Annotated in this window: 5 protein-coding genes; 4 read left to right on the top strand and 1 reads right to left on the bottom strand. The window is 73.5% G+C overall.

Translation table 11 applies throughout. From position 1 onward, the window contains the following. The first annotated feature begins 161 nt into the window (after positions 1-161). Positions 162-680: a GNAT family N-acetyltransferase gene (locus tag ACF09E_RS34985; RefSeq protein ID WP_392210278.1), complete on the top strand. Its 519-nt coding sequence runs from the start codon at positions 162-164 to the stop codon at positions 678-680. A 196-nt stretch (positions 681-876) separates the two neighbouring features. On the opposite strand, the gene ACF09E_RS34980 is transcribed toward ACF09E_RS34985, so the two are convergent. Next, the gene (locus tag ACF09E_RS34980; protein ID WP_392210276.1) at positions 877-1,827 is read right to left on the bottom strand and encodes an STAS domain-containing protein; all 951 of its coding nucleotides are present in this window, start codon (positions 1,825-1,827) and stop codon (positions 877-879) included. Between the two features lie 867 nt (positions 1,828-2,694). Between ACF09E_RS34980 and ACF09E_RS34975 the strand changes: the two genes are divergently transcribed. From ACF09E_RS34975 to ACF09E_RS34965, 3 genes are all read left to right on the top strand, one after another. Continuing rightward, complete coding sequence (locus tag ACF09E_RS34975; RefSeq protein WP_392210274.1) at positions 2,695-3,957, top strand: NAD(P)/FAD-dependent oxidoreductase; 1,263 nt, start codon at positions 2,695-2,697, stop codon at positions 3,955-3,957. Between the two features lie 524 nt (positions 3,958-4,481). After that, positions 4,482-5,741, top strand: a complete 1,260-nt coding sequence (locus ACF09E_RS34970; RefSeq protein ID WP_392210272.1) for an SRPBCC family protein — start codon at positions 4,482-4,484, stop codon at positions 5,739-5,741. Continuing rightward, the coding region (locus tag ACF09E_RS34965) for an amino acid adenylation domain-containing protein (RefSeq protein ID WP_392210270.1) at positions 5,738-13,363 on the top strand (7,626 nt) is incomplete at its 3' end. The genes ACF09E_RS34970 and ACF09E_RS34965, both read left to right, overlap by 4 nt.

Below are 13,363 nucleotides of genomic sequence, written 5' to 3'. Positions count from 1 at the left end.
GCGGCGGGCGCCGGGGGCGCCCGCCGTGGGAGGGCGTGGCGCCGCCGGCCCGCGGTCGACGGGGAGGGGTTGAAGCGCAGAGACCGTGCTGCGCTGGGGCTCGTACGCCGCTGCCTGCTCCCGCTGACCGCCCTACCCGGTCGGCCCGTTAGCATCGGCGCATGCCCGACGATCACCGTCCCGACTCTGCCACGCCACCGCCCGGCCTGTTCGTGCGCGAGCTGGATCTGAGCGATGAGGCGATCGCGGCGATGGTGCGGGACGTGGGCCGACGGGCCTACGCCGTCGAGGCCGACCTCATCGGCTTCGACGGGATCCCCGCCCTCCACGAGTCCCTCTCGGAGATGCGGGCCCAGCCGTCACGCTGGCTGGCTGCGATGACGGGTGACGGTCGGGTGGTCGCCTTCGTCGCCTGGCAGACCTTCTCCGACACCAGCCCGCGGGTGACCGACATCGACCGGGTCTGCGTGGACCCCGCCTGGTTCCGCCGCGGGCTGGCGTCCCGGCTGCTGAACCACCTGCTCACCGAGATCGTCGACAGCGGCGAGGTGCGGGTCAGTACCGGGGCGGACAACCGGCCCGCGCTGACGCTCTACCGAAGGCTCGGCTTCGACCGCGGCGCCGACTACGAACCCGTACCGGGGCTCCGCATGGCCGGCCTCGTACTGCGCCGCCGGTAGTCGACGACGAGTGGCGTGCGCACCAGGATCCACACCCGAGTGAGCCGCCCGTGAAACACCGGCCCACCCCTGCATCCGGACCGGGCCACGGGGCGGAAGTACCCGTGAGCGCCCGCCTTACATCCCCCCGAGAGGCGGGCGCTCACCTTCGAGGGCGGGTGCCGGCCGGCCCGCCCCTGGTTGTCCCGCCGGGTCGCTACAGGTCTCGTACGGCGGGCTCGGGGAGTGTGGGGTCCGTGCCCTGGTCGTGCGTGGTGATGTGCGTCAGGGCCGTCCTCAGGTGACGAACCGCGTTCTCCGCGTCCGCGAACTCCTCAGACGTCGGGACGACGGTGCCGAAGGCCTGCCGGTCCTCGGCGATCAGGGCGCGCCACCGGAGCACGGGGGTCAGGGCGACGGTGGCGCTGGAGAGGAACCAGGCGAGTTGCCCATGGGTGTGGGCCGTACCGATCGTCAGGACGGCGAGGGCCTCCCGCAGGCGTTCCAGACGTTCGATGCCCGGCAGCGCCTCCTGTACCCCGGCCGGGCCGACGGTCTCGCCGAGCTGGGTGGCCGTCGCGCGGGCCAGGGCCGCGCCGGCTGCGGAGAGATCCCATTGGTCCGCGCGGGTCTGCAGCTCGGCCTGCGCGGAGAGGGCAGCCGCCTGCGCGCCCATGCCCGTCCCGGTGGGCGCGGTCGCCTGCGGTGGAACGGGAACGGGAACGGAGGGCGGCCTCGGGGCCGCGACGGGCGGCTTCGGGGCGGCCACGGGCGGTGCCTCGGACAGGATCTCGAACACGGTGTCGGTGCCGGTGAGGTCGAGGAGGCGGGCGACCTGCGGAGTGAGGGCCGCGAGCGCCAGGCGGATCTCGGCGCGGACTGCGGAGAGGCGGGTTCGGAGGAACTCGTTGAGTCCGGCGCACGCGCAGAACTGGAGGCCGGAGCAGTCGACGACGAGGACGTCCGGGGCGGGCGGCTCGTTGAGGGCCGCGTCCAGGGCGCGGGCGAGCACCGGCGCGGTGTCGCTGTCGGCCTCGCCTGTCAGGACCAGGACGCGGGTGCCCGGGGGCCCGGAAAGCCGCTGGACGCTGAGCCCCGGCGCTGCCGGGTCCGGCGTCTGAACGGCGCTGTCCTCAGCAGGGGTTGCAGACGTGTGGTGGAGTTCCATGGGTGCCCGTCCTGGGGGTCGGAGCCCTCCGCCACTCCGGTACGAGGGAGTGGAAGTGCGCGGCCAGAGGGGCCGCGCGTCGAGGAGGTCCGTACCCGAAGCGCCCCCTCCACGGGGGACGCGGCGGCGCGGGAATCGCCAACGGCTACCACCAAGGTACCCCTTGAGCCACCGGATGGGTGCCGGCCCGTCGCGGTCCACCGTCTGCCCGGGGGCCCGGACGATGCGGCTGGAGACTCGGCAGGTGGACGAGTCCGCAGGTCGCGCGGGGTTGCCGGATGACGGCATCGACCATGAGGGGCTGTCAGTGGGCCTGGCTAGGGTCCGCCTGTGTCGAACTCATTTACGGTGATGGGATCGGCGCGGGCGACCACGGCCTGTCCCTGAGGGACACGCCGTATCTGGTGGGGGAGTGGGGCGCCCCGAGCGCCCTGTCGGTCTGGGGCGGCGGGGCCTCGGTGCGGTGTGCGGGCTGTCCTGCCGACCCCGGGAGTTCTGATACCGCTCGGTTTGATCGATCAAAAGGCCGTATCGGCGAGGTTTCCAGCCCCCTTCCCGAAGCCTCGCCGCAATAGTTGTGCAGACTGGAATTAATGCAGCGTGCATCCTGTTATGTGAATAAGCGGAATGGCTTCTTCTTTACCCTTCCTTGGGGTGCTCTGGAGGCTTCATTTTCGGCTCATTTGCTTCGGTCAAAACGCCCACCGAGGCTCATAGTGGCGTGGAGTGCTGAATTCCGCCGACTGAATGTCGACCCTCCTGCATTACCTCCCCGTGGTGCACGCTTGACCTGGATCTACCCCTTGCATAGCCTCCGTTTCGCGCTCGCGTTCTGACCAGGCCGAGCTTCAGGCCGTTAAGTCGACCATGCAGGGGGAATCTATGTATGACGTCATCGTTGTGGGCGGCCGGTGCGCAGGATCGCCGCTCGCCATGCAGCTGGCGCGCCAGGGCCACCGGGTCCTCGTGGTAGACCGGGCCTCCTTCCCCAGCGACACGGTCTCCACCCACTACATCCACCAGGCCGGCCTGCTGCGCCTCAAGGAGTGGGGTCTGCTCGACGAGATCATCGCGGCCAAGACGCCCGCCCTCCGCAAGATGCACTACTCCTACCGGGGCATCGAGCTCAACGGCTTCGCGGAGCCCGTCGACGGCGTCGACGCCGTCTACTGCCCCCGCCGCACCGTGCTGGACGAGATACTCGTCAACGCCGCCCGCCGCGCCGGCGCCGAGGTCATCGAGGGATTCACCGTGACCGACGTGGTCGTCTCCGAGGGACGCGTCACGGGCATCCGCGGCCGCGAAGGAGACGGCCCGGAGAACGAGTTCAGCGCGACGATCGTCGTCGGAGCCGACGGCTTCCACTCCACCGTGGCCAAGAAGGTCGGCGCGGAGCTGTACAACGTGCGCCCCGCCGCCGGGTTCGTCTACTACTCGTACTACAGCGGCCTCGAGTCGTGGGGCCTGCACCACAAGAACGGTTTCAACGAGAAGTGGTTCGGCACCTGGCCGACCAACGGCGACGTCAGCATGGTCGCCATCATCGGTGCCAAGCGCCACCTCAAGGAGTTCCGCCAGGACGTCGAGGCCAACTTCCAGGCCGTCATCGACGACGTCTCCCCGGAGATGGGCGAGCAGCTGCGCGACCTGGGCACCCGCGTCGAGGACTTCCGCCCCATGCGCTACCCGGACAACTACTACCGCCGCGCGTACGGCCCGGGCTGGGCGCTGGTCGGTGACGCCGGCTACCACAAGGACCCCTACACCGGCTGGGGCATCACGGACTCCTTCCTGCACGGCGAGCTCCTCGCCGAGCGCATCCACCAGGGCCTCGCGGGCGAGCGGCCCATGGAGGAGGCACTGGCCGAGTACAACAAGCTCCGCGACGAGGAGAGCGCCGGCGTCTACGACTTCACGACGACGCTTGGTGAACTCACCGAACTGCCGCCGTTCTTCCAGGCGACGATGAGCGCGATGAGCAAGTCCCAGGAGTGGACGAACAAGATGCTGGGCCTGATCGGCGGCATCGTCCCGGACTACGAGATCTACGCGCCGGACGCCCTGGAGCGGCTCTACGACGCCGCCGGCGTGCCGGAGTCCGAGCGGATCTACGACCCCGCCGCCGGCTGACCGCGACCCTCCGCCGGTCACCGGACCCGGCGCCACACCACCCCGGGGCTCGCCCGACGCCGGGCGCCCACGGATGACCGGTCACGGGCCGCGGAGCAGTGCCTCACCGTCGAGCGCCGGGCGCGGCTCCGTGCCGCCCCCGCGCCGGCGACGTGCGCGGCCCCGCCCGCCGGCCCCGTCGCGCACCGATCCCTCCGGACCGGTGACCGCCGCCCTTCGGCAGCGGTGTCCCGCGACCGCTCCGCCCCCTCCGGCGCCCCGTGCCGGAGGGTTCCTCCGGCGTCGGTGCCTCCCGCGGACCACGGGGGCACCGACGACCGGCCCGTCTCCTCGCCCCCGTGCGCCGGACGGGCGATCCCGGCCACGCCCGGACGACCACCGCCTTTCCCGTTCTCCAGCAGCACCCACGTCACCCGCCGTCCAGGCGCGCGCGGCCCGGTGCGGCCCGTCCTCACGGGCCCCGGACCACGGCTGCGCCGGCACGGCACCACTCCATGCGCTTTGCCTTCGAGGGAGTCCCGCAGATGACGCGTGCGTCCAGCATGTTCGACCTCATCAGTGACCAGGATGAGGACAGGCCCTACTTCGAGACCGGCGGCATCGGCAGGTCGCACGAGTTCTACACGGGCGAGGAGCAGTTCCGCCGGGAGATGTCCCGCATCTACGGCCGACGCTGGCTCCCGGTCGACCACGTCTCCCGGCTGAAGGAGAAGGGTGCCTACAGCACCCTCAACATCGGCTCCGGATCGATCCTGCTCATCCACGGCGACAACGGGATCCAGGGCTACCACAACTACTGCCGGCACCGCGGCTACAAGCTCGTCGAGGAGGCGACCGGCAAGCGCCAGAGCCTCGTCTGCCTGTACCACTGCTGGGTCTACGACCGGAACGGCAAGCTGAAGAGCCTCAACGGCACGTACATGGACCACTTCTTCGACAAGGAGAAGAACGGTCTGCTGCCCGTGCGGACCGAGGTCCGCTTCGGCGTGGTCTTCGTGGCGCTCTCCGACGACGCCCCGGACCTCGACGAGTCGCTCGGCGAGTTCGGGGAGTTCGCCAAGGTCTACGACCTCGCCGACCTGGAGTGCGTCGAGGCCAAGGACTACCCGGTCGCCTCGAACTGGAAGCTCGTCGCGCACAACGTCAACGAGAGCCTCCACTTCCCGACCGCCCACAAGGACCTGCACCGCATCACCGACTTCGACGACGCGGGCACCTACGGCCTCCGGGGCGACATCGTCGGTGCCTGGCAGTCGATCCGTACCGGCTACAACTCCGTCTCCGTCACGGGACGCAGCGGGCGTACGCCGATGCCGAACGTCCCGGAGGGCGACCTCCAGAAGATCAACTGGATCACCATCCTGCCCAACCTGCTCTTCGGTTTCACCGCCGACTACGTGATGATGCAGTGGGTCTGGCCGGAGAGTCCCGGCACCTGCTTCGTCCGCCACTTCTGGCTGTTCCACCCCAGCGAGACCGCGAAGAGCGACTTCTCGCACGAGGACGTCTTCGCGCTGTGGGACAAGGCCAACTACGAGGACTGGGAGATGTGCGAGCGGACCCACCGCGGCCTCTCCAACCCGCTGTGGACGCCCGGCCAGCTCTCGTACGACGAGGAGGTCGTGGCCCAGATCGACGCCTGGGTCGTGCGCGAGACCGCCGACGCCCCCGAGGCCGGGAGCGCCGGCGGCGAGGAGAACGCCGGGGACGCCGCGACCGCCTCGGCCGACCCCTCCGCCGCCGGGAACGACGAGGCCGCCGCATCCGGAAAGGCGGAGCGGTGAGCACGACAGCCAACTGCTACCTGATCGGCGGCACCCGCGTCCTCACCCAGTGCGGCACCCGGCTCCTCGACGCCGGCGTGACGATCGAGGGCGTCCTCAGCCGCGATCCCGCCGTCGTCGCCTGGGCCGACGCCCACGACGTCCCCGTGCACGACCCGGCCGGCGACCTCACGGCGCTCCTGTCGGAGCGGCCGTTCGACTACCTGTTCAGCATGGTCAACTTCCGGATCCTGCCCGGAGCCGTCCTCGGCCTGCCGAAGATCGCCGCGATCAACTTCCACGACGGCCCGCTGCCCCGGTACTCCGGCAGCCACGTCCCCGCCTGGGCCCTGTACGAGGGAGCCCCGCGGCACGCGGCCACCTGGCACCTGATGACCGAGGCCGTCGACGCCGGCGGCGTGCTCCTGGAGCGCTGGTTCCCTGTCCGCGACCACGCCACCGCCCTCTCCCTCACGTACGAGGCGGCCGAGACGGGCATCGAGCTGTTCGCCGACCTCGTCCCGCACATCGCGCGCCGCACCCTCCCCGAGACCCTCGACACGAGCGGCCGCGAGCGCCGCTTCTACCGCCGGTCCGCGCGCATGGCGGGGGGCGGCGTCATCCACGCCGGCACCACCGCCGCCGAGGCCGTACGCCTCGTCAGGGCCCTGGACCACGGCTCCTTCCCCAACCCGCTCGGCGTGCCCGCCCTCGTCACCGAACTCGGCGCGGTCTACACCCGGCAGGCCCGGCTGATCCCCCGCGACGAACCGCGCACCGCGACCACCGTCCTGTCCGTCACCACCACGGCCATCACCCTGGCCGCACCCGACGCCGACCTCGTCCTCAGCGACTGGCGGGCCGTCGACGGCAGCACGCTCAGCGGACAGGCCGCCGCCCAGCGCCTCGGCATCGCCGCCGGCGCCGCCCTCCCGGCCGTCTCGGAAGAGCGCCTGGCCGACATCGCCGAGGCCCAGAAGCGCCTGCGCCCCCACGAGCCGTGGTGGCGCGCCCGCCTGGAGGACGTGCGCCCGGTCCCGCTGGCGGCCGACGACTTCTCCGCGGCCACCGCCCACTACGGGCACTACGAGCTGGCGTACGTCCCCGCCTCGCGGGACGAGAGCGTCGCCGTCCTCCGCGCCTTCCTCGCCGCCGTCGCCGAACGCGCCGGCGACGAGGTCTTCGACTTCGCCTGGTCCCCGTCGACCGCCCGCGTCCTCGCTGACCGCACGCACGGCCTGACGGCCGCCCGATTCCCCGTCCGCTACGACGGCGGGACCGCCCGCTCACTGCGGCAGAGGCTCGACGAGGCCGCCGCCCGCCAGGGCTACGCCGGGGACCTCGAAGTCCGCCTCGGGCTCGCCGGACGGCCCCTTGGCACAGACGAGCCGAGCTTCACGCGCGTCATGGTGCTGGAACGCGACTCCGGCGAAGAGGCCTCCGCCGACCCCCACACCGAGATCGCCCTGCTGTGCCTGAACGACGGCCCGCCCACGATCTTCGTGCGGGAGACCGCCATGGACGAGGACGAGGCGCTGGACTTCGTGGAGCGCGTCGAGGACCTGGCCATGGCCGCGCTGCTCCAGGGCGACGAGCCGCCGACCGAGTCCACCGACTCCACACGGTCCGCCGGCTCCGGCACCGCAGCGCCCTCCTCCGTCCCTGCGGGGGAGTCCACCGGGGACGGCGCGGAAGCCGACGCCGGGGAGCCCGGCGAGCAGGCCGGCGGCCCGACCGTCCTCGACCTCTTCGCCGCAGCGGCCGCGGAGCGGCCCGGAGCCGTCGCCGTCCGCGCCGGGAAGCGCACGCTCGACTACGCCGGTCTCGACGGCTGGGCGGACGCCGTCGCGGCCCGCCTGCACGACGAGGGCATCGAGCAGGGCGCCGTGGTCGGCGTCCTCCTGGAGCGCGACACCGCGCTGCTCCCCGCCATGCTCGGCATCCTGCGGGCCGGCGCGTCCTTCCTGCCCCTGGACCCGGGCTACCCCGAGGACCGGCTGCGGCGGTACGTGGACGTCTCGCGCTGCGAACTCATCCTCACCGACGCCCGCACCCACGCGCTGGGCGCGTCCCTGGGCCCCGCGCGACAGGTGCCCGACGCGGACGGAGCGGCCCAGGCCGTACCCCCGCGGGTGACCGCCGACGACCTCGCGTACACCCTCTTCACCAGCGGCTCGACCGGCGACCCCAAGGGCGTCGAGATCGGCCACGGAGCCCTCGCCGACTTCCTCACCGGCATCGGCGGACGCCTCGGCGTCACCGCGGACGACACCGTCCTCGCCCACACCACGGTCGCCTTCGACATCTCCCTCCTGGAGCTGCTGCTGCCGCTCACGGTCGGCGCGACGGTCGTCCTCGCCTCCCGCGAGACCGCGGCCGACCCGTACCGGCTGGCCGAGGTGGCGAGCGGCGTCTCCGTCGCCCAGGCCACCCCCAGCCTCTGGCGCCTGCTGCTGGGGACCGACTGGACCCCGCACGCCGGGCTGACCGTGCTCTCCGGCGGCGAGGCCCTGTCGCCCGCCACCGCCGAGCGCCTCCACGAGCCCGCCCGCGCCCTGTGGAACCTGTACGGCCCCACCGAGGCGACGATCTGGGCCGCGGCCCACCGGGTCGAGTCCGTCGGCACGTTCCTCCCGCTCGGCGAACCGCTGCCGCACATGGAACTGCACGTCCTGGACACGGACCTGAACCCGAGCACGCCCGGGACGACCGGCGAGCTGTACCTCTCCGGCACCGGACTGGCCCGCGGATACGCAGGGCGCCCGGACCTGACGCGGGAGGTCTTCGTCGAGCACCCCGTCACCGGCACGCGGCTCTACCGCACCGGCGACGAGGTCCGCCTGCACGAGACGGGCGCGGTCGAATGGCTCGGCCGGTCCGACGCCCAGGTCAAGGTGCGGGGCCACCGCATCGAGCCCGCCGAGATCGAGCGGATCCTGGAGAGGATCGACGGCATCACGGCCGCCGTCGTCGTCGCGGCGCGCTTCGAGGGCCGCGGCGAACTGCGGCTCACCGCCTACCTGGTGGGCGACGCCATGCCCGGAAAGGCGCGGCTCGACGCACTGGTCGCCGCCGCCCTGCCCGCCTACATGGTGCCGGACGCCTATGTGAACCTCGACGTCCTGCCGCTCACCGACAACGGCAAGGTGGCCCGCGCCGCGCTCCCGCTGCCCACACGCGACACCATCCTGCGCTCCGGCGAGGAGCAGGAGCCCGCCGAGCCGACGACGAGCCCCGAGGCCGAGACCCGTACGGCGGCCACCGAGCCCGCGACCCTCGCGGCGGCCGCGGAGCCGGCGATCCTGGCGGCGGCCGCGGATTCGGCTCCGGAGGCGACGGCCGAGCGCACCGCCGTGCCCGCCGGGTCCGGCGCGACTGCCGAGGCCGGCATGACCGAGGACGAGCTGGCGCGGTCCATCGCACGCGTCTTCGCCACCACCCTGGACCAGCCCGACTTCGACGTCCACGCCAACTACTTCGACCTGGGCGGCGACTCGGTGAACGTCACCGTCGCCGCAGCGCGCCTGGGCGGCGAGCTGGGCGCCTCCGTGACCGCCCCCGCCCTCTTCGCCTCGGGCACCCCGGTCAAGCTGGCCCGCCTTCTGGGCGCCGAGGGCGTCGTCACCCTGCGGGACCAGGACACGCCCACGGCCCCCGTCGCCGGGACCGTACCGGCACCGGCGGACGCGGCGCCCGACGCCGCGCCCGCGCACGGCACCGCGCCCGCCGCCGCGGTCACTCCCGGCCCCGCGGCCCCGCCGGCCGCCGCGGCCGCGACCGTACCCGCCGCCACCCCGTCCGCCGCCTCCTCGGCGCGGCCCGTGGACGACGGCGCCCTCGCCGTCATCGGCATGGCGTGCCGGTTCCCCGGGGCCGGCACCCCGGACGAGCTCTGGCAGAACCTCGTCGCCGGCGTGTCCAGCATCGGCGCCGCCCCCGAGGGCAAGCGCGGCTGGGCCCACCTGTGGTCCGAGGCGGCCGCCGACGACGTGCGGATGGGCTGGGTCGACGGCGTCGAGTACTTCGACGCCGCCCGCTTCGGGCTCACCGACCGCGAGGCGCGCCGCATGGACCCGCTCCAGCGGATGCTGCTCAGCGTCACCTCCGAGGCCATGGAGAGCGCCGGACGCGACCACCACTCGCTCGGAGCCGACACCGGCGTCTTCGTCGGCGCCATCGCCAGCGACTTCCCGGAGATCGTCGCCCGGAGCATCGGTCACTCCGACCCGCACGTGGCCACCGGCACCGCCCCCTCCATGGTGGCCAACCGCCTCTCCCACGTCTTCGACTGGTCCGGCCCGAGCTTCGCCGTCGACACGGCCTGCTCGTCGTCCCTCGTCGCCCTCCACGAGGCCGCCATGCACCTGCGGGCCGGCGAGATCGACGCCGCCGTCGTGGCCGCCGCCAACCTGGTCCTCACCCCGGCCAAGACCCGCTCCTTCACCCGCAACGGCATGCTCTCCCCGCAGGGCGCCTGCCGCGCCTTCGACGACGCCGCCGACGGCTACGTGCGCGGCGAGGGCGCAGGCGCCCTCATCCTCAAGCGACTGTCCGACGCCGAACGCGACGGGGACCCGGTCCTCGCCGTCGTCCGCGGCACCGCCGTGAACCACACCGGCGGCAGCGCCGGCTTCCTCACCGCGCCCAGCCGGCCCGCCCAGGAAGCCGTACTGCGCCGGGCGCTGGCCCGCTCCGGGCGCACCGCCGCCGACATCGGCTACGTCGAGGCGCACGGCACCGGGACGCAGCTCGGCGACCTCATCGAGCTGGAGGCCCTCCACGCGGTCCTCGGCGCGCCCGCCGGCCGCACCCCGGTCGCGGTGGGCTCCGTCAAGACCAACCTCGGCCACCTGGAGCCCGCCGCGGGCATCGCCGGCCTCATCAAGACGGTGCTGGCGCTCCAGGCGGCCCACATCCCGCCGTCCCTGAACTACGAGACCCCGAACAGGTCGTTCGACTTCGACGGCTCCCCCCTGTACGTGGCCGACCGTCTCCTGCCGTGGGGCCCCGGCCCGCGCGTCGCGGGCGTCAGCAGCTTCGGCTTCGGCGGCGCGAACGCCCACGTCGTGGTCGAGGCCGCACCCGGCACGGAGCAGGACGGCACGGACTCCGGTCCCCAGCTGCTGGTCCTCTCGGCCGGCTCCGACGACGCCTTGCGCACCCTCGCCCGCCGGCTGGTGCTCATGCTGCGCTCCGCCTACTGCCCCTCCCTGGAGGCCCTGGCCGAGGCGAGCCGGCTGCGCCCGGCCGGCGTGCACCGACTGGCGTGCGTCGCCGACAGCGCCGAACAACTCCAGGACAAGCTCCAGCTGTTCCTGGCCGGCGTCGAGGAGGTGCGCTCCCTCCACGTGGGCGTCGCGGCCACCGCGGCGAGTCCCCACCGGCTGCCCACCGCAGCGCCCGCGAGCCGCGGCGAACTCGCCGCCGCTGCCCAGGCGTTCGTCGCGGGAACCGACCTCGCCGCCGGGCCGCGCCGCCGGGCGGGGGTCCGCTTCCCGACCGCCCCGCACGCCGAGAAGTACCTGTGGCTCGAACCCGCGCAGAAGCAGACGCCCCCGCCCGCTCCCACGCGCACCCGCAGCACGTGGACGGAGCACCCGGAGGCGGCCGAGCACCTCGTCCTCGGCCGGCCCACCCTGCCGGGTGCCGGTTACCCGGCCAAGGTCGCCGACTTCCTCGGCCGGGACCGCTTCGGTCTGCGCGACCTCACCTTCCGGGCGGCCGTCGAGGCCCCCGCGACGCTCACGGCCGCACGCGACGGCGACGCCCTCGCCTTCCGCGACGGCTCCGGCGCCCTGGTGTGCACCACGACGCTGACGGCGCCCGAGCAGCCTGCCCTCACCGTCCCGCAGGACTCGCACCGCTTCAGCGAGGTCGGACTGGACGCGATGTACGCGGCGTTCGCCCGCGCCGGGCTGGACTACGGCACCGGCTTCCGCACCGTGGCGTCCCTGGCGGTCGCCCCCGGGGAGGCCCTGGGAGTCCTGCGCGGCGACACCGCCGGGACCGTGGACGCCCGTCTCCTGGACGGCGCCTTCCAGATCGCGCTCGCGGCCTGCGGCGCGCAGGGGCTGTACGTCCCCTTCACCGTCGAACGGCTCACGGTCCTCGGCCGGCTCCCCGCCACCGCCCGTGTGTACGCCCGGCGTGACCGGGACGCGGGGCCGGACGCCGGCCTGCTGACCGCCAGCCTGGTCGTCCTCGACGGCGACGAGCCCGTGCTGGAGGCGCGGGGCATCACCTGGAAGCGGCTGTCCTCGGCGCCGTCCGGTCCGGGCGCCGCCGGTGACACGGGCCACGGCCACCGCCCGGCCCCGACCGCGCCCCCGGCCCCCGTTCCCGCACCGGCTCCGGTGCGCGCCCCGGCGGCCGTGCCCGCCTCCAACGGTCACCTGCCCGGGGGCCTCCCGGGCCGCTCGCTCGAGGCGGCGCTGGCCGACTGGGTGGCCGAGGCCCTGGAGCTGGACGCCGCCGAACTGGAAACCGACCGCCCGCTCCAGGAGCAGGGCCTCGACTCGATGCTCGCGGTCTCCCTGGCCCAGGACATCCGGTCCCGGCTCGGAGTCGACATCCCTGTGACCCTCGTCCTGGAGGTCGGCACGGTCGACCGCCTCGCGGAGGAACTGCGGGAGGAGTACGGCGTCACGGCCCCGCCCGCCGACGCGACCGGCCTCCCGGCCGGCGCGGGGTCGGGCGGCTCGCAAGGCCCGGCCGGAACGGGCGAAGAGCCGGCACACCCGCCGGCCCCGGCCCCCGTGCCGAACGGGACCGTCCCGCCGGCCCCTGTGGTGCCCGCGGCGGCCCCCACCGCGCCCGTGCCCGCGGCTCTCTCGCCCGTGCCCGCGGCTCCCGTCGCCGTCGCATCCGCCGCGGACGACGACACGCACGACGACACGCACGACATCGCCGTCATCGGCATCGACGGCGTGTTCCCCAACGCCGCGAACCTGGACGAGCTGTGGCGAGTCCTGGTGGAGGGCGAGGACTGCCTGACCGAGGTCCCGGCCTCCCGCTGGGACATCGACGCCTACTACGGGACGGACGGCGCCCCCGGCACCGTCTACCTGCGGCGTGCCGGCTTCGTCGACGGCCTCACCGACTTCGACCCGGGCTTCTTCCGGCTCTCGCCCGCCGAGGCCGAGTGGATCGACCCGCAGCAGCGCCACCTCGTCCAGTCCGCCTGGCGCGCCCTGGAGGACGCGGGCATCGCGGGCAGGACACAGCCGACCACCGGCGTGTTCGTCGGCGCCAGCTACCAGCACTACCGCGACACCGTCGTCGGGGACGTCGTCCAGACACCCGCCGGCCTGGGCAACCACAACGCGATCCTGGCGAACCGGGTGAGTTTCTTCCTGGATCTGCACGGTCCGAGCATGACGATCGACACGCTGTGCTCGTCGTCCCTGGTGGCGCTGCACACCGCGGTGCGGAGCATCCGCTCGGGAGAGTGCGAGCAGGCCGTCGTCGCCGGCGTGCACCTGGGCATGTCCCCCCAGTACTTCCAGCTCGGCTCCCGCCTCCGCTCCTTCTCCCCGTCCAACGCCCTGAGGCCGTTCGATGCGGGTGCGGATGGGTTCGTGCCGGGGGAGGGGGTGGTGACGGTGGTGTTGAAGCCGTTGCGTGCGGCGTTGCGTGATGGTGAT

This window comes from Streptomyces sp. NPDC014891 (assembly GCF_043081085.1).
Lineage (GTDB): Bacteria > Actinomycetota > Actinomycetes > Streptomycetales > Streptomycetaceae > Streptomyces.
Note: the sequence above shows the minus strand (reverse complement) of the source record. Positions and strands in the feature narration are given on the sequence as shown.